This is a genomic window from Alphaproteobacteria bacterium, assembly GCA_040220875.1.
In the GTDB taxonomy this organism is placed as follows: Bacteria; Pseudomonadota; Alphaproteobacteria; order JAVJVX01; family JAVJVX01; genus JAVJVX01.
In genome coordinates this window covers 237728-259296 of the sequence record JAVJVX010000006.1, presented here as the reverse complement: position 1 = coordinate 259296, position 21569 = coordinate 237728, and the positions used below count along the sequence as shown (strand labels likewise).

21 protein-coding genes are annotated in these 21569 nt (G+C 63.6%); 9 read left to right on the top strand and 12 right to left on the bottom strand.

Annotation, left to right across the window (positions count from 1 at the left end; translation table 11 throughout):
- The 5 genes from RLQ26_07265 to RLQ26_07245 all read left to right on the top strand — a co-directional run bounded on the left by RLQ26_07265 (position 1) and on the right by RLQ26_07245 (position 6554).
- Positions 1-696, top strand: coding sequence for a helix-turn-helix domain-containing protein (locus RLQ26_07265; protein ID MEQ9088524.1), 696 nt, complete (start codon positions 1-3; stop codon positions 694-696).
- 50 nt (positions 697-746) lie between these two features.
- A complete protein-coding gene (locus RLQ26_07260; protein MEQ9088523.1) occupies positions 747-2867 on the top strand; it encodes a hydantoinase/oxoprolinase family protein in 2121 nt (706 codons plus the stop codon).
- A 43-nt stretch (positions 2868-2910) separates the two neighbouring features.
- Positions 2911-5217: a hydantoinase B/oxoprolinase family protein gene (locus tag RLQ26_07255; protein ID MEQ9088522.1), complete on the top strand. Its 2307-nt coding sequence runs from the start codon at positions 2911-2913 to the stop codon at positions 5215-5217.
- A gap of 128 nt (positions 5218-5345) precedes the next feature.
- Positions 5346-6305: a TAXI family TRAP transporter solute-binding subunit gene (locus RLQ26_07250; protein MEQ9088521.1), complete on the top strand. Its 960-nt coding sequence runs from the start codon at positions 5346-5348 to the stop codon at positions 6303-6305.
- 33 nt (positions 6306-6338) lie between these two features.
- Positions 6339-6554, top strand: coding sequence for a hypothetical protein (locus RLQ26_07245; GenBank protein MEQ9088520.1), 216 nt, complete (start codon positions 6339-6341; stop codon positions 6552-6554).
- A gap of 77 nt (positions 6555-6631) precedes the next feature.
- Here the strand turns inward: RLQ26_07245 and RLQ26_07240 are convergent, their stop codons facing one another.
- Entirely contained in the window at positions 6632-7234 is a 603-nt protein-coding gene (locus RLQ26_07240) for a type 1 glutamine amidotransferase domain-containing protein (GenBank protein ID MEQ9088519.1), read from the bottom strand.
- A 303-nt stretch (positions 7235-7537) separates the two neighbouring features.
- Between RLQ26_07240 and RLQ26_07235 the strand changes: the two genes are divergently transcribed.
- Positions 7538-8566 (top strand): dihydrodipicolinate synthase family protein, encoded by a 1029-nt coding sequence (locus RLQ26_07235; GenBank protein ID MEQ9088518.1) that lies wholly within the window; start codon positions 7538-7540, stop codon positions 8564-8566.
- Positions 8567-8596: 30 nt separating this feature from the next.
- Here RLQ26_07235 and RLQ26_07230 read toward each other — a convergent pair whose 3' ends face one another.
- The 4 genes from RLQ26_07230 to RLQ26_07215 form a co-directional block, all read right to left on the bottom strand.
- Positions 8597-9850: a Rieske 2Fe-2S domain-containing protein gene (locus RLQ26_07230; GenBank protein MEQ9088517.1), complete on the bottom strand. Its 1254-nt coding sequence runs from the start codon at positions 9848-9850 to the stop codon at positions 8597-8599.
- 42 nt (positions 9851-9892) lie between these two features.
- Positions 9893-10294 carry an EthD family reductase gene (locus RLQ26_07225; protein ID MEQ9088516.1) on the bottom strand — a complete coding sequence of 134 codons (402 nt, stop codon included), beginning with the start codon at positions 10292-10294 and terminating at the stop codon, positions 9893-9895.
- Between the two features lie 39 nt (positions 10295-10333).
- Positions 10334-11398, bottom strand: a complete 1065-nt coding sequence (locus RLQ26_07220) for an aromatic ring-hydroxylating dioxygenase subunit alpha (protein ID MEQ9088515.1) — start codon at positions 11396-11398, stop codon at positions 10334-10336.
- Positions 11399-11540: 142 nt separating this feature from the next.
- Positions 11541-12599, bottom strand: coding sequence for an aromatic ring-hydroxylating dioxygenase subunit alpha (locus RLQ26_07215; protein MEQ9088514.1), 1059 nt, complete (start codon positions 12597-12599; stop codon positions 11541-11543).
- A 294-nt stretch (positions 12600-12893) separates the two neighbouring features.
- Between RLQ26_07215 and RLQ26_07210 the strand changes: the two genes are divergently transcribed.
- The 3 genes from RLQ26_07210 (at position 12894) to RLQ26_07200 (ending at position 15597) form a co-directional block, all read left to right on the top strand.
- On the top strand, positions 12894-14132 hold the full coding sequence (locus RLQ26_07210) for an aromatic ring-hydroxylating dioxygenase subunit alpha (GenBank protein MEQ9088513.1): 1239 nt from the start codon (positions 12894-12896) through the stop codon (positions 14130-14132).
- 10 nt (positions 14133-14142) lie between these two features.
- Positions 14143-14880, top strand: coding sequence for a nuclear transport factor 2 family protein (locus tag RLQ26_07205; GenBank protein ID MEQ9088512.1), 738 nt, complete (start codon positions 14143-14145; stop codon positions 14878-14880).
- Positions 14881-14976: 96 nt separating this feature from the next.
- Positions 14977-15597 carry a winged helix DNA-binding protein gene (locus RLQ26_07200; protein MEQ9088511.1) on the top strand — a complete coding sequence of 207 codons (621 nt, stop codon included), beginning with the start codon at positions 14977-14979 and terminating at the stop codon, positions 15595-15597.
- Between the two features lie 55 nt (positions 15598-15652).
- Here the strand turns inward: RLQ26_07200 and RLQ26_07195 are convergent, their stop codons facing one another.
- From RLQ26_07195 to RLQ26_07165, 7 genes are all read right to left on the bottom strand, one after another.
- Positions 15653-16267 (bottom strand): 2-hydroxychromene-2-carboxylate isomerase, encoded by a 615-nt coding sequence (locus tag RLQ26_07195; protein MEQ9088510.1) that lies wholly within the window; start codon positions 16265-16267, stop codon positions 15653-15655.
- 8 nt (positions 16268-16275) lie between these two features.
- Positions 16276-17103: a protocatechuate 3,4-dioxygenase gene (locus tag RLQ26_07190; protein ID MEQ9088509.1), complete on the bottom strand. Its 828-nt coding sequence runs from the start codon at positions 17101-17103 to the stop codon at positions 16276-16278.
- A gap of 61 nt (positions 17104-17164) precedes the next feature.
- On the bottom strand, positions 17165-17428 hold the full coding sequence (locus RLQ26_07185) for a hypothetical protein (GenBank protein ID MEQ9088508.1): 264 nt from the start codon (positions 17426-17428) through the stop codon (positions 17165-17167).
- Positions 17429-17591: 163 nt separating this feature from the next.
- Positions 17592-18353, bottom strand: coding sequence for a GntR family transcriptional regulator (locus tag RLQ26_07180; protein MEQ9088507.1), 762 nt, complete (start codon positions 18351-18353; stop codon positions 17592-17594).
- Between the two features lie 222 nt (positions 18354-18575).
- Positions 18576-19796 (bottom strand): alpha/beta fold hydrolase, encoded by a 1221-nt coding sequence (locus tag RLQ26_07175; protein MEQ9088506.1) that lies wholly within the window; start codon positions 19794-19796, stop codon positions 18576-18578.
- Positions 19797-19916: 120 nt separating this feature from the next.
- Positions 19917-21380, bottom strand: coding sequence for a sodium/proline symporter (locus tag RLQ26_07170; protein MEQ9088505.1), 1464 nt, complete (start codon positions 21378-21380; stop codon positions 19917-19919).
- Positions 21377-21553 (bottom strand): hypothetical protein, encoded by a 177-nt coding sequence (locus RLQ26_07165; GenBank protein MEQ9088504.1) that lies wholly within the window; start codon positions 21551-21553, stop codon positions 21377-21379. Before RLQ26_07165 ends, RLQ26_07170 begins: the two co-directional genes overlap by 4 nt.
- Positions 21554-21569 lie beyond the last annotated feature (16 nt).

Sequence of the window (21569 nt, the reverse complement as noted above, 5' to 3'; positions counted from 1 at the left end):
ATGGCGGGCAAGAGCATCAGGCTGGCACAGGAGAACGCGTCCGACAGCCCTTCCCGAGACGCAATCCTCGAGGCGGCGGCCCGCATCATGGCCGTGCGGGGCTTCTCGGGCACGTCGATCTCGGCCATCTGCAAGGCGGCGGGGTACCCTGCCAGCTCGCTCTACTGGCATTTTTCGAGCAAGGAGAACCTGTTCGCCGAGGTGGTGCGGGCCAAGTCGAACCAGTTTTTCAGCATCATCCCGCGGCGGACGGGTGCGGACGCCCGGACCATCGGCACGATGGAAGAGATCGCCGAAATGGTCGGGCGCGCGCTTCAGGAAGACCCGCTGTTTCTACGGTTTCTGATGTTGCTGGGGCTGGAACGTCAGGACATGCCGCCGGAGGTGCGCGAGGTAATCCGCGAAATCCGCGAGACCGCCCGCCACTGGTGGATGACGGCGCTGGAGGCGCAATTCGCGGAACGGGGAGCCGAGACGGCCCGTGCCGTGGCCCGGGACTATGCGGAGTTTTCCCGATCGGTGATCGACGGAGCGTTCTTCGCCTGGGATTTCGGCGACGGTCCCGATCTGCAAAGGGTATTCGAACAGCTTTTTACTTTGTTCGACGCGCTGAACGCCCGAATGGCAGCGGAAGAAGGCGCTTCGCCCGTCACTCACGGCCGGCGCGCCTCGGTTCCTAAACGGCAGGGGGCCTGACATCTTACGGTTTTTCCAACGGGACGGGTAACAGGATGGCAACGCAGGATTTGAGATACGTCATCGGTGTCGATGTGGGTGGCACGTTCACGGACGCGGTTGCGATTCGCTCGGACGGGCACATGGTATCGTCCAAGACACCGTCGACACCGCCCAATTACGGCGATGGCGTGCTCGAATCCATCGCACTCGTCGCAGAAGAGCTGGATTGTCCAATCGAGGAGATATTGGCCAACACCGACCATATCGCGCATGGCACGACATCGTCGCTCAACGCACTGGTCATGGGAAAAGTCCCGCGCATCGGATTTCTGACTACCCGTGGCCACCGGGACTCGATCTTCATCATGAACGTCGAGGGCCGGTACCTGGGACGGCCGCAGCACGAATTGCAGGATCTGATGTCCCAATCCAAGCCGCGTGGCCTGGTGGAACGCCGCCTCGCGCGGGAGATTACCGAGCGCGTGGACCGGGAGGGCAATGTCATCGTGGCGCTTGACGAGGATGAGGCACGCACGGTGATCCGCGAAGTTCTGGCGGAGGGCGTGCGGGCGATTGCCGTCTCCCTTCTCTGGTCGTTTCGCAACTCCGCCCACGAAAAACGGCTGCGCGAAATGATCCACGAGGAAGACCCGGACGTGTTCGTGGCGCTTTCGTCCGAGGTCAGCCCGCGCATCCGGGAATTTGCGCGCAATTCGACCACCATCATGAGCACGCAGATCGGTCCCGGGCTCGACTTGTACCTGTCCGATTTGGAGGAGCGGCTCAAGGATCGCGGCCTGAGTGGCGCGCTCCTGGTTATGCAGAGTGCCGGCGGTGCGATCGCGGCAGCCGAGGCCGCGGCTTCGGCGATCACCACAATCGGCGGCGTGCTGACGGGCGGTGTGGTCGGTTGCGTGCAACTGGCCGAACGGCTTGGACACAAGAACGTCATCGCGACCGATGTGGGGGGCACCACCTTCCTGGCCGGCCTTCTGGTGGAGGGCGAACCCGTGCGCGCCGCCCAGACCACGGTCAACCAGCATCCGGTCAACGTGCCGACATTGAAGGTGGAGGCCATCGGATCTGGCGGCGGTGCGATCGCCTGGATCGACACGGGCCGCAACCTGCGTGTCGGGCCCTATTCCGCCCAGGCCGATCCGGGCCCCGCCTGTTATGGCGCCGGCGGGACCGAGCCCACCAACACAGACGCCAATCTGGTGCTCGGCATCCTGCCCGAAACCGGCCTCCTGGGCGGCCTCCGGCCTATCCGCAAGGACCTGGCCGAAAAGGCGATCCGGGAAAAAATCGCGGAACCCCTCGGCCTCACGGTAGAGGAGGCGGCGGCGGCGATCCACACGGTCCAGAACGCTCAGACGGGTGATCTGTTGCGCAAGATCGTCGTTGAAAGCGGGCACGACCCGCGCAGCTTTACGGTCTATGCCTTCGGCGGCGCCGGGCCTGCGCATTGCGCTGCCTACGCCGCCCAGGTCGGGGTGAGCGAGGTGGTGGTGCCCCTTGGCCCGGTGGCTTCCGCCTTTTCCGCCTTCGGGCTGGCCTCATCCGATATCGTATTGGTGCGCGAACATTCCGATCCCATGGTGGCGCCATTCGACCCCGCGCGCGTGGGGGAGAATTTCGCGCTGCTCGAAACCCAGGTGCGCGAGGCCATGACCCGCCAGGGGCTTAAGCTGGACAGGATAATCCTGCACCGCGAGATCGATATCCGTTACGGATTGCAAATGGGCGAGGTGACGACCCCCCTGCCGCCGGGGCCGCTGTCCAAGGAAGTCCTTGAAAAAAGTGTAGATGATTTCGAGCGGCTCTATGCCAAACTTTACGGTGAAGGCTCGGGCTTCGCGGGCGCCGGCATTCATGGCATCACGTTCCGCATCCGTGGTGTCGGCGTGCTCGAGGCCAATCCCGCTTTCGCGAAAATTCCCGCCGCCGCCAGTCCCGACCCCGCCCCGGCCCTGCTGACGACCCGGCCCGTCTGCCTCGACGGGCGGAAAGGCTTCGTCGAAACGCCCGTCTACGATTATCAGAAGCTCTGCGCGGGTCATGTCATCACCGGCCCCGCCGTGATCCAGGTGCCGACCACCTCAGTCGTGATCCCCGACGGCACACGGGGCGAAATCGACAGCATCGGCATTCTCAAGATTGAAACCCGGAGCCAGGTCGTGCCGGCCTGAACCGGCCGACCGAAAGCCCGGCAATTCCCGAAGGAGCGTTCCCATGATCCCCGGATCAGAGCAATTCGCCACCAAGGCCATCGCCCCCGAAGACCTTCTGCGCCAGTTACCGAGCAAGCTCAAGGTGCACACGGTCAGCCAGGAACAGATCGACGGGCTCGATCCCCTCACTTACGAGGTGGTGCGCCATCGGCTCTGGTCGGTCACGGACGAGATGGGTGAGACGCTGAAGCGCATGTCCGGTTCACCCGTGGTGACGGACGCCAACGATTTCGATTTCACCATCAACGACGAAGTCGGCCAGCAGGCGCAGGTTGGCCTTTACAACACCATGCTGATTGGCGCGATCGACCTTGCGATCACCTGGACGCTCCAGAACCGCGCAGTCAATCCGGGTATTGAGGAGGGCGACATGTTCCTCTGCAACGATCCCTGGGTCGGCGGCGGGCTGCATCAGAGCGATGTGGTGGTCTTTCAACCCATTTTCTACGAGGGGCAGTTGTTCGGCTGGACCAGCGCTGTCTGCCATGAGCCCGATCTTGGCGGCTCGGCCATTGGCTCGGCGCCGATCGACAATGTGGATGTATTCTCGGAATCAGTGCCGACACCTCCGATCAAGGTGATGCGCAATTTTCAGATTCAGAGTGACGTGGTCGATGTGTGGATCCGACGCTCGCGCGTGCCGATGCTGGTCAATCTCGACCTTCGGGCCAAGATTGGCGCCAACAATATCGGCCGCCAGCGACTTCTTGCCGTGATCGAGCAATATGGCCCCGACGTGGTCAAGGCAGTAATGAAGAGAATGATGGATGACGCCGAACTCCGCCTGCGCGAAAAGCTGCGCGCAGCGCCGGACGGCACATGGGAAGCCATCGGCTATCAGGACCAGGCGCACACGCGGGACCGCAAGGCCTACAAGGTCGTTCTCAACATGACCAAGAAGGACGGTCATCTGACTTTCGATTTTACGGGGACGGACCCGCAAGCGGGGGTCATCAGTTGCACTTTTGGCGGGTGTCGGGGCGGGGTGATGCACGCTTTTCTGCCCATTCTGGCGGGAGACATTCCGTGGTCTGCCAGCGGGTTGATGCGGTGCTTCGATATCATCGCGCCCGAGGGCTCGCTGGTGAACTGTACCTTTCCCACAGCCGTGAACCGTGCGCCGCTCGCAACGGGCTGGATGATCGGCAATCTGGTGGCCCAGTGCCTGTCGGAAATGCTGGACAGCAGTATCGATTTCCGGCGCAACGTGCAGGCGTCCTGTTGCGGCACCTATGATTTCGTCGCCGTCGCCGGGGTGGACGAGCGTCCGGAACAACCGGTGCCGTTCCTCAACGTCGTGATGGAAACCATGGCCGGCGGCTACGGTGCCCGGCCCGAGCGCGACGGCATCAACACGGGCGGCTCCTTCTGCATCCCGATGGGGCGGGTGCCCGATGCGGAGATTACCGAACTCCTGTATCCGCTGCTCGTCCTGTGGCGCCGGGAGGAGCCCGATTCGGGCGGGGCCGGCCGCCAGCGCGGCGGGGCCAGTTGCGCCGTGGCGCTGACGCCCCATGGCACGTCGTTGCCGGCCGGGGTCGTGCTGGCCACGTCGGGCAAGGCGACGGCCCAGAATCCGGGGCTTGCCGGCGGCTATGCGGGGGGGCTCGGCCACGATGTGATCGTCCACGGGGGCGAGGATGGCGGCGTGACCGGCATGCTGGCCGCCGGCCGGATCCCGGCCTCGCTCGACGAACTGCCGGGCAATGCCGAAATCACCCAGTGTTTCGCCGAGAGCATGCTGTCGCCGGGCGACGTGATCTACCTCAACTGCCAGGGGGGCGGGGGGTATGGCGACCCGCTGCTGCGCGATCCGGAAGCGGTCGCCCGGGATTATCAGGACGATCTCATCACCATGACGGCGGTGGAAAACATCTACGGCGTGGTGCTTTCCAATGACGGCTCGGCCAATCCCGACGCCACAGCGAAGCGGCGCGAGGAGCTACATGAAAAGCGCCGCCGGGAGGCCACACCCGTGAAGCCGCTTGACGGGAAGGCAGATACGTCAGCCGGTCGGCCGATCGATGACAATATGACGCTGGTCGCTGGGGGTGACGGACAGAGCAGGGTAGCCTGCCGCCACTGCGGGCAGGTATTGAGCGATGCGGAGAAAACTCTCCATCTCGCCCGCATCGAGGGGGCGACCAGCCTCGCCGGGCCGTCGGTGCGGACTGCGCCGGAGTTTTTCCTCGACACGCCCGTGGTGTTCAATCAGTTGCTTTGCCCGGGCTGCATGACGGCGGTGCATACCTCGATCGCACCAAAAGAAAAGGCGCTTTCGATCAACGGCTTCGCGCTCGCCGATTAGGCCTGTCGGCCGCGATTGCCAGGCGGCCTTTCCGGGCGGCCTTTCCGGGCGGGGACATTCGGACGTTGCATCCGGGTGCGCGCGACTTCATGCTGGGCCTGCAGGTCACCGCAACCCAGGAGACGGACATGCCTGACAGCCCCCTCGACAACCAGGAATTCGAGCTGACCTTCCGATCGGACGTCGTTTATTTCTGGGCCTGGTTCTTCGCCAGCATCGCCCAGATGATCGATTACGAAATGCCGACGTTGCGCAAGACGACCATCCAGATGATTACCGAGGAATTCCCGACCGTGGCGGCCGTGTCGAAGGGCCAGGCGGACATGGGTTTCACCACGCCGGCGGCCTGCGCCACCATGGCTTATCGGGGCATCGGGCCATTCGCCGAAAAGATGACCAACCTCCGCGCCATCGGGTCCTTTCCCCACGACGACCGGATGCTCTGGGCCGTGCCGGCTGCCTCGCCCATCACCGATATCAGCGAAATGAAGGATCACCCGATGCGCCTCGCGCTGCCCGGACCTGATTTTCCGGTTCGTTTTGCTGTCGAGCGTATCCTCGAGGCTTACGGCACGTCGCTCGACGAATTGCAGGCGGCGGGCTGGACCTTGATCGAGGATAGCCGGTGCCTGACCATCCCGCTGCACGTCATCCGCGGCGACGCGGACGCGGTCATTCACGAGGGGCGCAAGACCCCCCATTGGCGCCAGCTCGCACAATCGGGGAGCATGCGGTTCCTGCCGATCCGCGACGACGTGCTGACGATGCTGGAGGACGACTATGGTTACCGCCGGGCAATGCTGCCGCGTGGCAGCTACCCCGGCGTCGAGACCGATGTCCCTTGCATAGATTTCTCGGACTGGCTCATGTTCGTGCGTGACGATATGCCGGATGAGCTTGCCTACACCATTACGCGGATTTTCATCGAGCATAGCCGTGACATGATGGAGATGCCGTTTCGCATGCTGCCGATCGAGGAAAGCGACCTCACTTATCCGATCGATCCGCGCGAGGTCTGGAAAAATACTGGCGATCTGCCGTTGCACCCGGCCGCCGAGCGCTATTATCGAGAACACGGCTATATGTAGGGAGCCGGGGCTGCCGGAGAGATCGAGTGTTCCATGGTTGAGCGTGCGCCCGAAATCGTCATTTCCACGCCGGAGGAATACCGCGATGCCCTGCGCCGGGCCGGTGCTTTGCGCGAGGCGGGAGCTTCGGCGACCGGGAATGCGGAGCTGGCCCGTCTCGAGGCCGCCATCGCCCGCTACGCTGCAAGGCCCGGCGCGCCCGCACGTCGCGCAGGCCGGCCGGATAACGGCAGTTCCGATACTATGTAACGACCGGGTAACGACCGGGTAACGACGGGGAAACGACGGGGAAACGACGGGGAAACGGCTGGTCCGACGTGCCCGGCCTAGGCGCGACCGCGCGCTGCCGAGAGGTGGCGCCGGACGGCGGCCACGAGGGCATCATTGAAGGCCGGCAGATCGTCGGGACGCCGGCTGGTAATCAGCCCGCCATCCTCGACCACCTCCTCGTCCATCCAGATGGCGCCGGCATTTTCGAGATCCGATCTGAGCGACGGGTAAGAGGTGAGCCGGCGGCCCGAGACGACGCCCGCTTCGATCAGGATCCAGGGCGCGTGGCAAATGGCTGCCACGGGCCGTCGGGCAGGCTCGAGGGGGGCCGGGTTTCCGCCATCGAAAAACGCCCGGACGAAATCCACCGCCGGCGGGTCCATGCGCAAGAAATCCGCGTTGATCACGCCACCCGGCAGGACAAGGGCGTCGAAGCTGTCGACATCCGCCTCCAAAAGGGGAACATCGACGGGATAGTCACCACTCCAGGTACCGCGGTCCCAGGCCCGGACCGTGTCCTTCTTGGGCGAGACGATCTTCACCCCGGCCCGTTCGCTCCTGAGGCGGGCCAGCGGGACGGTCAGCTCGCTTTCCTCGAAACCGTCGGTGACCAGAAAAGCCACGGTGCGCGTTGATTGGTCCAAGGATCGGGTCGCCATGGTTCTGCCTCCCGCTTGTCGGTTGCGCTGAACCCAGATTAGGGCAGGCGGGCGCGCGCCGCCTTCACCTATGTTTCCCTGTGCTTCCCCGTGTTTCCCCGTGTTTCGCCTGTCGTTGCCGGGGCGTCGGCCGGGCATGGCGCAGTCGGGACAGGCGGTCCGGGAGTTGCCGGCCGACCCCAGACCTGAAATAATTCTAGCCTGCAAGGCAGCGCGCCGGGCGCGAGAAAAGCTGGCGCCGAAAAATGGCCCCAAAGAAAACTGGCCCCAAAAACTGGCCCGAGGAAAATGGAGAGGACCGCCATGTCACGCTCGAAACCTCGTCTCACCCCGGACGACATCCAGGGCGCCTGGGCCATCATCCCGACGCCGGCGACGGCCCGGGCATCGGATTGGCGCGAGGCCAATACGATCGATCTCGACGAGACGGCGCGGGTTGTGGACGGGCTGATCGCGGCCGGGGTCGACGGCATTCTCAGTCTCGGCACCTTCGGTGAAGGCAGCACGCTGACCTGGGACGAGAAACAGGCTTTCATCGCGACCGTGGTCGAAACGGCCCGCGGGCGAATCCCCGTGTTTGGCGGAACCACCAGCCTCAACACCCGCGAATCCGTCCGCCAGACCCGGGTTGCGGCCGATATCGGCGTGGATGGCACGATGGTGGGTCCGCCCATGTGGTGCCGGGCCGACGTGCCGACCGCCGTCCAGTTCTATCGCGACCTGGCCGAGGCCTGCCCCGGGACAGCGATCTGTGTCTATGCGAACCCCCAGGCCTTCAAGTTTGATTTTCCGCGGCCGTTCTGGGCGCAGGTCGCCGAAATCCCGCAAGTCGTGACGTGCAAATATATCGGCGTCGCGAGCCTGCTTATGGATCTCGCGCTGACCAGGGGGCAAATCCGCTTTCTGCCGATCGATATCGATTATTACGCTGCCGCCCGCATGGCGCCCGAGGAGTGCACGGCCTTCTGGACCAGCGGTGCGGTGTGCGGCCCCGGCGTGGTGACGCGGCTGCGCGATACCGTCGCCGAGGCAAAGGCAACCGGGGACTGGTCACGGGCCCGGGAAATTTCCGGGGCCATCACACACAGTTTCGAGACCCTCTTTCCCGGCGGCAGTTTCGAGGAGTTCTCCAAATACAATATCGGCCTTGAAAAAGCGCGGATGGACGCGGCCGGCTGGATGACGGCGGGGCCGCCGCGACCGCCCTACCACCTGGTGCCGGAGCCCTATCTCGAGGGCGCGCGCGAATCGGGCCGGCGCTGGGCAGCGCTCTGCGCGCGTCTCGAGGGCGGGTCACTGGCCGCATCACGCCGGGCACCGGCGGCGCAATAACTTCGCCGGCCCTCGGAGGACAGCGGGAAATCAGGGACGCGCGACGCCCTTGGCGTGGTCGCGAGTCTGGATGCCGCGGGCGTGCTCGGACGCGAACCGTCGCCACATCGTCAATTCGATGTCGGGCCGGAACAGACGCTCGCGATGCCAGCCATCCTCTTCGGCGTAAAATTTTTCCATATTCTCGCGGGCGAAGGCATCCTCGCCCGTGAAGTCGTCCGGGATCGCCTTCCAGAGCTCGGCATGTTCGCTTTCGAGCCAGCGCCGGCGGGCCGTCTCGTCTGCGACGCGCTTGCAGCCGAACTGGAAGTAAGTGTGTGTCCCCGCATCCTTGGGTACGTAGAATTCCACGTGCCACACATCCTTGAACGGCCAGTCCTCCACCTTGAGGCCGCAGGGCAGCCAGAGCCCCACCTTGCCGTGCTCCGCATCCGCCTGGGCCGCCGCCAGCACGTCGGGCGACTTGCCTTCCGCCAGCGGCGGACGCACGGTCACCTCGGCCCGGTTGCCCTTCGCCGGGATGGTCGCCTCAAACGGCATCTCGGTATGTGCGATGGTGCGCGTGAAGCCCTTGGGGCCGGGTTCGCGTGTCTCGTAATGAGTGGTTTTCGCAATGTCCTCGCGGCTCGTCACCCAGCCGAACGGCACAGGCGCGTCGGCATCGATGCAGAGTTTCGACCAGTTATGAATGAAATGATGCCCCGGGTCGTAACCGTTCTCGCAGGCAAGCCGCCAGTTCGCCTTGATGTCATAGGGCTCGACGGCGGCGACCGCGATATTGTCGTCGAGAAATCCGGGCGGTACGTCGCTAGACAGCTCCGGCGGCTCGATATCGCCGACGAAGATGAAAACGGCACCCTGGGCTTCCGTGACGGGATAGGGTTTCAGGCCGCATTTTCCGATGATTGGCGCTTGGGGCTCCGTCAGGATCGTGAAAAGCCGGCCCGTTTCCAGATCATAGGTCCAGGTGTGGTACCAGCAGGTCACCGTATCCCTGGTATAGAAAAGCGGCCGGGCGGAGAAGCGGACGCCACGATGGCAGCAGCGGTCCTCGACGGCGAAAAGCCGGCCGTCCTGGCGAGTGAGCAGGATTTCCTCGCCCAGGAGCGTCACGCCCCGGGCCGCTCCTTCCGCGATATGGCTGGACAGGGCAGCCGGGTACCAGTGATTTCGGAAACCCAGTTCCGCGTCGAGCCAGCCCTGCCACGGCTTCTTGGCGGGTGCTCTGGCGCGCGTGGCGTGGCTGGCCGTGGACCGAATGAGCTCCCTGGTCGTGTCCGTCATGGCATTATCCTTTCGGGCCGGACGGGCGGGCGAGGCGCCGGCTCAGCCCGCGAGGGCCTCCTCGATCACGCTCTGGCCCTTCTCGGCAAACCTCTCGACATCGGTTTCGATGACTTCGCCGACCACGACCCTGGGGTCCATTTCGGTGTATTTGGGCCAGTCGGCCCGTAACAGGTTGGCGGCCTCATCAATCTCGAAAAGTTCGATGAACTTGTCGGCATCCGCCTTGCTCTCGAACATGAGCGTGCAGATTGCGTGGTAATCGGCGCTCGCCTCCGTGCGGTCCGGGCCGTAACAGGCCTTTTGCACGAAGACCTGCTTGGGCAGGAAGCCCATATGCTTTCTGAACAGGCCGAGCCCCATGGTCAGATGAGTGCGGAAATAATGGTCGTAGTCGAAATCCGACCCGGGCTTTCGCGGGTACATGATGTGAACGCAATACATTCGTGGCTCCCCCCTCCACCGGTGTGTCCCCGGCTGTAATCAGCTCATAGTTGCGAGTATCTCCCGTCCCTTGAGGCTGAGATAATCAGACTGGAAGCTCTTGATCGGCAGGTTCATGAGATCGCTGGTGCCCATCCGCGTCTGTTGCGCTTCCAGCACGCGCTTGTCCTCGGCGAAGGCACGCTCTCCGATATTGAACCAGAAATCAGCGATTTCGGAATTGCCGCCTGTGAAGTAGCTCGAACAGCGGTAGAGGTAGTGGGTGGTTGTCTCGGTCTCGGGCGTGACGATGTGCAGGTTCACGATTCGGAGCGGCTCTTCATTGGCCCCGGCCTTCTTGAGGAAAATCGCGTACGAGAAAAGCCCCGGCGGCGCCCATTCCACCTCCATCCGGAGATCGACCCGCGCGTTGAAACTCTCGTTCCCGATCTTCATGCCGTAAGCGCGCGAAAAAGCGGGGCCACCCGGTGTGTTGCGCAGGTCGAAGGCGAAATCGATGCTTTTCTCGTGCACGTTCGAGGAGAAATGCGAACTGGCTTTGTCTTCCTCGCGCTTTCCGTCCCAATCCGCGTCGCCGAACTCCCATTCGGCCGCGCCAAAACTGTTGCGATGAACGAATTCGGCGTGGGACGGATCGAGGAGATTGTCTATCAGGAGCGTGTGGTCGGCCTTAACCGGGAGAAGGCCGCTCCGGCATTCGTTGGGCGGCATCCCGTAACGTTCCATGAACTCGGGGATTGAGCTCTCGTCATGGCTTTTCGTCGGATCGCCTGGCCAGACCCAGATGCAGTCGTATTTTTCCTGAACGGGGTAACTGCGCACGCCCGCCTCGGGCGCGCCGGATTTCTCACCGGGCGCCTTGATGCAGGCGCCCGAGGAATCGAACATGGCGCCGTGATAGCCACAACGCAGGTGTCCATTCACCATCTCGCCGAGTGACAGGGGTGCCAGGCGGTGCGGGCAGGTGTCCTCGAGCACGAAGATCTGACCCTGATCGTCCCGGCAGAAAACCATGGGTTCGCCGGCGATGGTGCGGCCCAGCACAGCACCGTGTTTCAGGTCATCGGAATGTGCGGCGATATACCAGGCGTTCTTGACAATCATGGCGTTTCCCCTCAGGCCTTGGAGCCGGTCATTCGGCGCTGGCTCCGCCTTGGGTCATTCTGTCGGACAAGTCCGGGCCCCGCAACAGGCTTGGAAACCGGCGGGTGCCGGCGCCCTGGCCCGGCGGCCCGGCGGTCCATTTTTATGACATTGTCGCCAGGATCTCGCGTCCCCTGAGGCTGAGATAATCGGAATCGAAGCTCTGTATGGGACAATCCATCAATTCGCGCGTGCCGATGCGCGTTTGCTGGGCCTCGATGATATATTTGTCTTCGGCAAAAGCCTTTTCGGCCACCTTGAACCAGAAATCGGCGATGCCGGAATTACCGCCTGTCCCATGGAACGAGCAGCGGTAGAAATAAAGAGTCGTCCGCTCGGTTTCCGGCGTCACGATATGGAGATTCACCATCCGCAACGGTTCCTCGTTGGCGCCAGCACCCTTGACGATCTGGGCATAGGAGAAAATCCCGGGCGGCGCCCAGTCCACCTCCATGCGCAAATCGATCAGCCCGTCGAAGTCGTTCTGTCCCATCCGCATGCCATAGGCGCGGGCATAGGGCCCGCCCGGCGTGTTGCGCAGATCGAACACGAAGTCGATGGATTTCTCTCTCACGTTCGAGTTGAAATGGGCGCTTGGCCGTTTCGCCTCGTCTCCGTCCCAGGCTGCGTCGACGAAGGCCCAGTCGGCCGCGCCGAAGCTGTTGCGGTGGACGAACTCCGCGTGGGTGGGATCGAGAAGATTGTCGATCAGCAGCGTGTGGTCCGCCTTTACAGGTAACATCCCGTTGCGCAACTCGTTGGGCGGCCCGCCGTATTTGGCCATGAATTCGGGGATCGAGGTTTCGTCGTGGCTTTTTGCCGGATCGCCGGGCCAGACCCAGATGCAGCCATGTTTGTCCTGCGCCGGAAACCGGCGCGCGCCGGCCTCGGCTGCGCCCGATTTCTCGCCGGGCGCCTTGACGCAGGCACCCGTGGAATCGAACATCGCGCCGTGATAGCCGCAGCGCAGATGCGCGCCCACCATCTCGCCGAGTGACAGGGGCGCCAGCCGGTGCGGGCAGGTATCTCCGAGTACAAAGATCTGCCCCTGATCGTCGCGGCACAGGACCATGGCCTCACCCGCGATGGTCCGTCCCAGCACACCGCCGGGCTTCAGCTCGTCAGTATGGGCGGCGACATACCACGCGTTTTTCACGATCATCTTGGTGCTCTCCCTGTTCTCCCTGCGCGGTCCGCGCCCGCGCGGCCAGCCGATCATCCGCAATAACGCGAGGCCGGCAAGCCCTACTTTCGACGGGACCGTCGTGACCCGCGCCAGATGGTAAAATCATTTAATAGATAATTTGACAGTTTTTCAAAATATTTATAGATTTTCTCCTGCACAAGCAGATGTCTCCACAAAAATCAGCGTCCGGCTCGGTCGCCTGCGTCCAAGCTCCGACCCAGGCCCCGGAATACCGGCGGGCAAGATCGGGGGCTCAAGAGGGAGGAACAAATGTCCACGCACGAACATCCCGTTTCCCGCGACGTGCTGACCGAGCGGGTGAGAGAAATCCTGGATCGTCTCGATCCGTCGGAGGGCGAGGTGGAAAGCGCCGTCACCCTGCCGCCCGAATGCTACACATCCGAGGAATGGTTCGATTTCGAGCGCGCGGCCGTGTACGACCGCGACTGGGTGTGCCTCGGTCACCAGGGGTCGATTCCAAATCCTGGCGACTATTTCTATATCAACATGAACGATGATCCCTTGCTCGTCTGGCGCGGCCAGGACAACGAAATCCGGATCATCTCGGCAGTCTGCCAGCATCGCGGCCATGTGCTGGGCGACCAGCAGGGCAACGCCCGGCAACTGACCTGCCCCTTTCACGCCTGGAGCTATGACGACCGCGGCAATCTGACGAGTGCCCCCGAGATGGAGGGCACGATCTCCTTCGAGGATCTCCGGAAAAAATCCTGCCTGCCCCAGATCAGGTCCGAGATCTGGAACGGCTTCATCTTTATGAATATCGACGGCAAGGCTCCGCCACTGGCGGCGCGGCTCAAGCGCCTCTCGGCCGAGATCGCCAATCACCACATGGCGGATCTGGGGGCGACCCCCAACGAATACTGGGGTCCCAATCCGTGGAACTGGAAGTTCATGCAGGAGAACGCGATCGAGCCGCATCACACCTGGTATCTGCACAAGGGCCCGCACGATTTCGCCCCGTCACGGCTGGCGACTTTCGTCGAGTGGGATGATGCCGACGATGGAGCTGTCTATCACCCGACAGGCTTTGTCGAGCTTGATGGCAATTTCAACATGGCGTTCAAGTGCCTGTTTCCGGTGATCGAGACATTGACGGAAGAAGAGCGCCAGCGGGTAATGTTCACCACGGTGCCGCCCAATCTGTTTTTTGGCGCGGTGCCCGACGGCGTTTTCTACTATGTGATCCTGCCCCACGGGGCCAACAGCATGACGCTGAAGGTGGGCTTCCTGTATCCGAAGAAGACACTGGCCCTGCCGAATTTCGAGCACGTCTTTAAAACCGTTGCTGACGGCTTGATGCTGTTCAACGATCAGGATACGGTCGCCAATGCGAAGACCCACGAAGGACTCAAGTCGCGATTTGCCAATCGCAGCCGTTACGCGCCGAAAGAAAAAACCCTGCCACAATTCAACAACTGGCTGATCAAGCGCTATCGTGCGGCGGCCGACTACCTTGGCGGCACCCCTCGGCGACAGGCCGCTGAATAAAGGACCGAAAATGAGTGAACTCGCTGAAATCAAACAACTTCTCACCGATCTCAAGGGCGACGTTCAGCGCCTGTCCGATCTCGAGGAGATCCGCCGGCTGATCGTCGCCTATGCGCGGGGCTGCGACCAGGGGAATGAGCCGACCCTGATCGCGCCGCTTTTCGCCGAGCATGGTGTTTGGGAATGCAAGGGCTTCGGCCGCTATGAAGGGCGCAAGAACGTCGCGGCCGGGCTCAAGGGCATTGCCGGTGAGAAGATCTGGTGGTCTCTCCACTACATGATCTCGCCGCAGATCGATATCGCGCCCGATGGCCGGACCGGTACCGCATTCTGGTATCTTTGGGAATCCGCCACGATTCCCGACGAGCACACGGGTGAGCCGTCGCCACACTGGATCGGCGCGACCTACGAGACGGAGGTCGCGAAGATCGACGGCAAGTGGCTGTTCACCAAGATGGAGCTCATCCTGAACATGGCGAGCCCGGCGTCGGAAAACTGGGTCAAGAAACGGTTCCCCGACGGCACCAAGACCCAGCCTTACTTCCTGAAGCTGGAGCCGGGCACCTACTACTGGTGCGCCTGCGGCAAGTCCAAGAACCAGCCATTCTGCGACGGATCGCACGAAGGCACCAAGTTCGAGCCGGTGCCTTTCACACTGGCGGAGACCGAGGATGTGGTCCTGTGCGGGTGCAAGATGACCAAGACCAAGCCGCTTTGCGACGGGGCTCATCTCAACATTAAGCTTTGACGCGAAAGACAGTAACCCGAGCGGGCTATTTCGGGCCGGGGTGTCCGGCGTCTGCCGGAAGGCCGGGCACCAGGCAGAAGGCCGGGCACTAGGTACATGGCAAAAAAAACCGACGACGAGACGCTGTCGCCCTTCAACTACCTGCATAAGACATCTCATCTCTCCCGGACGCGGTTCGAGGCGAATTTCAGCGATTTCGAATTCGCCCTGCACCATATCCACGAGGCCTTCCGGCGCTGGAGCGTGGAGTTGAATGCCTCCATCACGGGCGAGAGCCTGCCGCTTCAGGATGTGTCTGTCCTGCAGGTGCTGCGGATGCGCGACCGGCCGAAGAGCGGGTCGGAAATCGCTCAGGCGCTCAATCGCGATGACACGGCAAACGTCGCCTACACGTTGAAAAAACTTGAACGCCTGGGCCTGGTCGAGCGTGCTGCCGGGACGCCGCAAAGCCAGACGGTCTACGCGGTGACCGAGGAGGGGCGCCGGGCGACCGACTACTACGCGGTGCTGCGCCGCGAGCTTCTCCTGTCCCTCCTGCCGGAGGAGCCCGGCTTCGAGGAAACCCTCGAAAAAGCAACCAAGCTGTTGATTACGCTGACCGGCCTTTACGACCACGCCGCCCGGCGGACGGGGATGTACCGGCCAACGGATGCCGGTCTTGACCGGGTCCCGGGTGACGGCGCGCCGATCGAGGCCGAAGCGCCGGCGGAGAGCTAGGACCGGCACCGGCCCGGGGCGCCCCAGGCCCCCTCAGGGCGGCCCAGGGCGGCGATCAGGCGCCCGTGGCCGAGTGGCGCCCGAGAAATGCCTCGATAAAAAAGAGCCGGTCGTTGCCCCACCACATTTCGTCGGCGATCATCATCGTGGGCACGCCGAAAACGCCGCGCGACTGCGCCTCGGCGTTGCTTGCCTCGTACGCCGCCTGGCCGGATGGCGCGGCGAGAAACGCCAGGAAGTCATCGTCGTCCCAACCCATTTCGCGCGCAAGGGCGCGCAACACACTGTCATCGTTCAGATCGCCGCCCAGGCCCCAGCCGGCGTGGAAGCCGGCGGTGACGTAGGCCGGGGCCTGTCCCCGCGCGATGGCGTAGAAGGTCCCGATATTCATGCGTCGCGACTCGAGGCTTTTGGGAAATTTAACAGGCAGGCCGCCATAATGCTCGGCCCATCGCTCGATATCCCTGAGGAGGTAGCGCAGCTTGACCGGGATGTCGCGGTTGGATGGGCCCGTATTGCCCGCGGCCGCCTTCGCCGCCGCCAGATCGATGGGAAGATAGCGCAGCTCGAGATCATGCCTTTCGCAAAGCTCCATCACCTCGCCATGGGCAAGATAGGCAAACGGGCTCAGGAAATCGAAAAAGAAATCGAGGTGCCGGTTGTCCGCCACGCCGTTTCTCAGGCGGCCCGGAGTTCGGCGAAGCCACAACCGCAGATCCATTGCGGGATAGGCTCGTAGGCGATGACATCGGCCCTATAGCCGGGCAGTGCGGCCATGGCGCAGATCCAGTTCTTGATCTCAAGCGCGCCGTTTCCGCCTTCCTCGAGGATGGTCTCGTCACTGAGCGCCAGCAGGGAATCGATATCGCCGGCCGCGGCGAAGGAAAGGATCTTCTGATCGAATTCCTCGTTGACCCGGCCCATTTCCGCGCTGCCGACCCAGTGGCTGATGCCGCCCGTGCCAAATACGGCGACCCGCTCGTCGCCTGGCCAGCTTTGCACCGCCCGGCGGATGCTGGCGCCGATTTCCGCGGCCCGTTGCGATGAAATAAAGGGTTCAACGCATGCGTTCAGGTAGACCGGAATGGTGCGCACGCCCGAATCCGGATCGATAACGAAGTGAATTGGGATCATGGCCGCATGGTCGACGATGAGTGTCTTGGCGACGGACCAGTCGATCCCGTCGGCGAAGCCCATGCGCACGATGTGTTCGGCGAGAGGCTGATTGTTGGGGACCGGCCGGCGCTCGATGCCGAGCCAGTCTTCCAGCGGCCCTTCCACGTCGCCCACCCCGATCAGGCAGCGAGGCACGCAGTTGGGGCCAAACATGTGGTAGTGATCGTCGCCTACGGTGACCACGGTATCCACCTCGAGCGCCTTGAGGCGGCGGGCGATCTCGTCATAGGCGGCCATGACATTCTTGCACTGCTCCGGGTCGGCCAGACCCGGATCCGCGGCGGCCAGCGGATCATGCGCCATGAGAAACCCGCCTACGATCTCAGCCATCTCTGTTTCCTCCGGGAATTTTCTTTTGTTTCTTTGACTTATGCAGACAGGGAGTGCTGCCTTATGCAGCCGGTGTATTCATGCGCCCGAGATATTCACCAATCTCTTTCGGCCCGCGCAGTGCCAGCCAGGCGCCGAACAGGAGCAGCGTGCTGACCTCCCGGTCGGCGATGCGCCGGACATCGAGCGACTTGAGCATCTGCTTCTCGTCGGGCTCGAGCCGGAAACCTGCAAGATAGTCATCCGGCGCCTCGTTGAAGGCGCTTGCCTTCTCACGGTCTGACCCGACCTCCCAAAGCACCTTCTCCATCATGTACATGCTCACGCGCCTCTTGCCCCCTCCTGCTTGCGTCGCTTGAACCGGTTTCCACGGCGTTGCGATCGCGATCCGGCCACCGCTCGGCAAACGCTAGCACAGCCCGGGGATCGCGCAAGCGGCGCTTGCGCGGGGGTTCCCCGGGCCGGCCCATGCGCCTCGGTCGACGGGATCAGGCTTCGGCGCCCGGCGCCCTGCCTTGCTGTTCGGGAGGGCGGAAGCCGGCCCTTTCCGGCTTGCCCCACACATGGTCTTCCATCAGCGCCGCCGCCCTGTCCGAATCGCGCGCCCCGATCGCTTCGGCGATCGCCAGGCGTTGCTCGCTCGCCGTCCTGAGTCCGGCCGGGTGCACATTGGGCGCGCCGTTCCAGAGCAGGAAATCGGACATGCGCCAGAACTGGCCAACCCGTCTCGCCAGATTCGGCGCGCGTGCCATGGCCCGGATGACATCATGGTAGGTGCCGACAAGTTCCGCATATTCGAGGGGGATGTTGCCGGGGACGGTGGGGACCTCCCGGATCTGCTGGGCCAGTTGACGCAGGACCTCGCCTTCGCCCGGCTCGCCCCGCTCGGCCGCGAGCCGCGCCATGACCCCCTCCATGGCGCCGAAAAGCCGGAAGAAGTCGCTGATTTCCTCGGTCGTGGGCGTCACCACCCGGCAGCCCACCTGCGGCGTAATCGTCACGTATCCGGCCGCCCGCAACTGGCTCAGCGCGGCCATCACGGGCTGGCGGCTGACCCCGAGGCGCTTGGCCAGCTCCGGCGCCGAGATATCGGCGCCGAACTTGTAGCGGCCCGTCAGCAGGTCCTTTTCGAGAGCCTCGTAAATGCGCCCGGCCTTTCCCGTCAGTCGGCTGTCCTCTGATTCGAGGCTTTCCAGAATATGACGCAGGCGGCGTTCGAAATTCCCCGACGTGACGGGTTGAGCATCCATGCCATTCTCCTTATCGGGCGCGGGATTCAACGGTGGAGAGCCGACGGGGTGGCTCTGCCCGGCACTGGCCAGGTGCGCGCAATCTAGCAAAGCGGATTGGCGCAAGCTAGCCGGCCAGGTCGTCGGCAGCCGGTGACCGCGTCCGTCACAGCCAATTCTGCAACACTAGCATGTCAAGACCGGGGCGGGTAGGGGAAGTCGGGATCGGGCCGCCCCGCCGCCCTAGTCGGCGCCGGTTGTCTCGATCCGGATGTCGTTCATGAGGGTCCGGTGAACCGGGCATTTATCGGCGATCTCCATCAGCCGCGCGCGCTGCTCGTCGGACAACTCGCCGGTCAGCGCAATGCGCCGGCGAAAACAATCCACCTTGCTGTCTGATGCGTCGGCCCCCTCACAATCGCTCGCGTGGACCTTGTCGTGCGTAACGTCCACACGGACATGGTCGAGCGGCCAGTCCTTCCGTCGGGCATAGAGCCGGATCGTCATTGACGTGCAGGCGCCGAGCCCGGCGGCGAGGAATTGGTAGGGGCTGAGTCCCAGATCGGTGCCGCCGTAATCCTCGGGCTCGTCCGCGAGAATGTGATGCCGGCCGGCCAGGACATCCTGCTTGAAGCCGTCCCGATCGGCTTCAATGACACGCACGCCCGCTTCGGGAGCGTCTTTGGCCGGTTCGGAGGCCGGCGGGAGATCCAGATAGCGCGAAGCCCAGGCGGCGATGACCTCGGCTGCATATTCGGCATCCCGCTTGTTGCTGATGAGGTGGTCGGCCCCGTCGAGTGTAATGAAACTCTTGGGATGTTTGGCGGCGGTGAAAATTTCGCTGGCATTGTCGATGCCCACCACCGCGTCGCGGGGTGCATGCAGGATGAGCAGCGCCTTCCTGAGATTTTCAAGCGCCGGGCGCAACTCGGCCGACCGGATATCGTCAAGAAATTCCCGCCGCACCCGGAACGGCCGGCCGCCCAGGCTGACTTCGGCTTCTCCCTTCTCCTCGATCTCGGCGATCCGGTCCTGAAAATTCGCCGCCACATGGGCCGGGTCGGCCGGGGCGCCGATCGTCACAACGGCCCTCGCGGATGGAATTTCGGCCGCGGCCTTCAGCACGGCGGCGCCCCCCAGTGAATGACCGATCAGAAGGTCGGGCGCGAGGCCCATCTTCTCGAGGTGTCGGGCCGCGCAGATCAGATCATCGACATTGGAAGTGAAATCGGTGTTGGCGAATTCGCCCTCGGAATGGCCGAGGCCGGTAAAATCGAAACGCAGCACTGCGATGCCTTCGGCCGCCAGGCGCGAGGCAATCCGCCGCGCCGCCGGAATGCTTTTCGAGCAGGTAAAGCAATGGGCGAAAAGTGCTGTCGCCCGGACCGGCCCATCCGGTCGGTCGAGCCGCGCGTCAAGTTCGCTTTCCGCGTGCCCGCCGAAACGTATTTTTTCCGTCGCCATGAAACATCCTCCATGAAACGTTTGCCGTTTGTCGGGCGCGCCCCGGGCGGCCTGGCATCGTCGTGTTCCGGCCCCTGACTTTGGCACAGCCTCCGGGGGAGGCGAAACTCAACCAGCCGGTCAGCGGGCGGAGGGAGGGCCGGGTTGTGTTTCCGCCGCTGTTTCGGGCCCGGCTGACCGTCCCGGAACGGCGGCCCGCGGGCGAGACAGCAGGGCGATGACGAGAAGCCCCGCGAGGATGCCAGGCAGCCCCTCATAGACATCGCCGTGCCAGTCGAGATAGCGCCAGATGAGTGCCGTTGCGGCGCCCAGCACCATGGCAAGGATCGCGCCCCCTTCGCTGATCCGCCGGCCCAGCGCGTACATCGTCAGAAGGGGTGCGAAGGCGGAGGCGAGGGTCGACCAGGCGAGGATCACGAGGCTGAACACGCTCCGCGGTTCGCCGAGCGCGATGGCGAGTGCCAGCGCTGTCACCAGCGCCGTCGCCCCCTTCATCTGCCACGGGTTTTCCAGTCGTCGCGGCAGGAGATCATGGGTCAGGGCGGCCGAGCAGCTCAGGACCAGGGAATCGGCGGTCGACATGGTGGCGGCGAATATGCCGGCCAGAATCATTCCCACGAAAATTTCCGGCAGAAGCTGAAGCGCCATATTGGGCAGCGCCAGTTCCGGGTCGTAACTGCCAAGCTCGGGCAGGTACAGCCGTGAGAGGAGCCCCACCCCCGTGGCGAGCGCGTAGAACAGGGTAAAATATCCGTAATACCAGACGCGCGCCCGCCACATGTGGTGAGGGTTGTCGAGCGCCATGAAACGCACCATCACATGGGGCTGGCCGACGACGGAGAATCCCGCGAACATCCAGCCAAGCACGAACAGCCCCATGCCGAGCGCGCCCGGAAACAGCAAATCATCCGGGAACCAGTCAAGAAAGCCGGGCACAGTGCGCAACTGTTCCACCGTGGCCGCGGGGCCTCCCAGTTCCATCACACCCACGGCGAAGAGCACCGACATGGCGGCCAGCATGACGAGGGACTGGGCGGCATCGGTCCAGATCGACGCCCGAAGCCCGCCGGCGGAGCTGTAGGCGAGGATCATCGCGGCGACGACCACGGCGCCGGTCTCCGGGTTCCAGCCGAGCACGCCTTGCAGAGCCTTGCCGCCGGCGCTGATCTGGGCGGCCGAATAGGCACCGAGAAAAAGAACCATGATGACCGCCGCGATGCGCCGCCAGGTCGCGAAATTATCACCCGTCCAGGTGGCGAGCACGGCGGCGAAGGAGCCCTGGTTGGTGCGTCCGGCTGCCTCGCGCAGATGCCCGTGAATGAACAGCGAAGCGCAGAAATCGCCCAGTATCCATCCCACCATGAGCCAGATGGCGGGCAGTCCGGTGGCGTAGGTGAAGCCGATAACACCGATGAACATATAGCCGGAATTGTTGGTCGCGACCGCCGACAGGGCCGCCAGCCACGGGCTGACCTCCCGGCTGGCCAGGTAGTAATCGGTCCGTGACCCGCGCGCCCGCAGGGCGGAGGCGAGGCCGATACCGAGAAACAAAATCAGAAAAAAAAGAAAACTGGCGACGATCATGCCCGGTTGTCTTCACGGGCGAGAGGGGGTGATACGCCACCCGGCGTCGCCTCGCCTGCGAGCGTGTCGGTCGACAGCAGTAGCAGGGCGAACGCGACCAGGCCCACGACCACGGAGGCTGCAAGCGCCAGGCGCCGCCACTTGCGCTTGCGTTCCAGCTTTTTTGAAAACATGAACTGACGTCGCCTG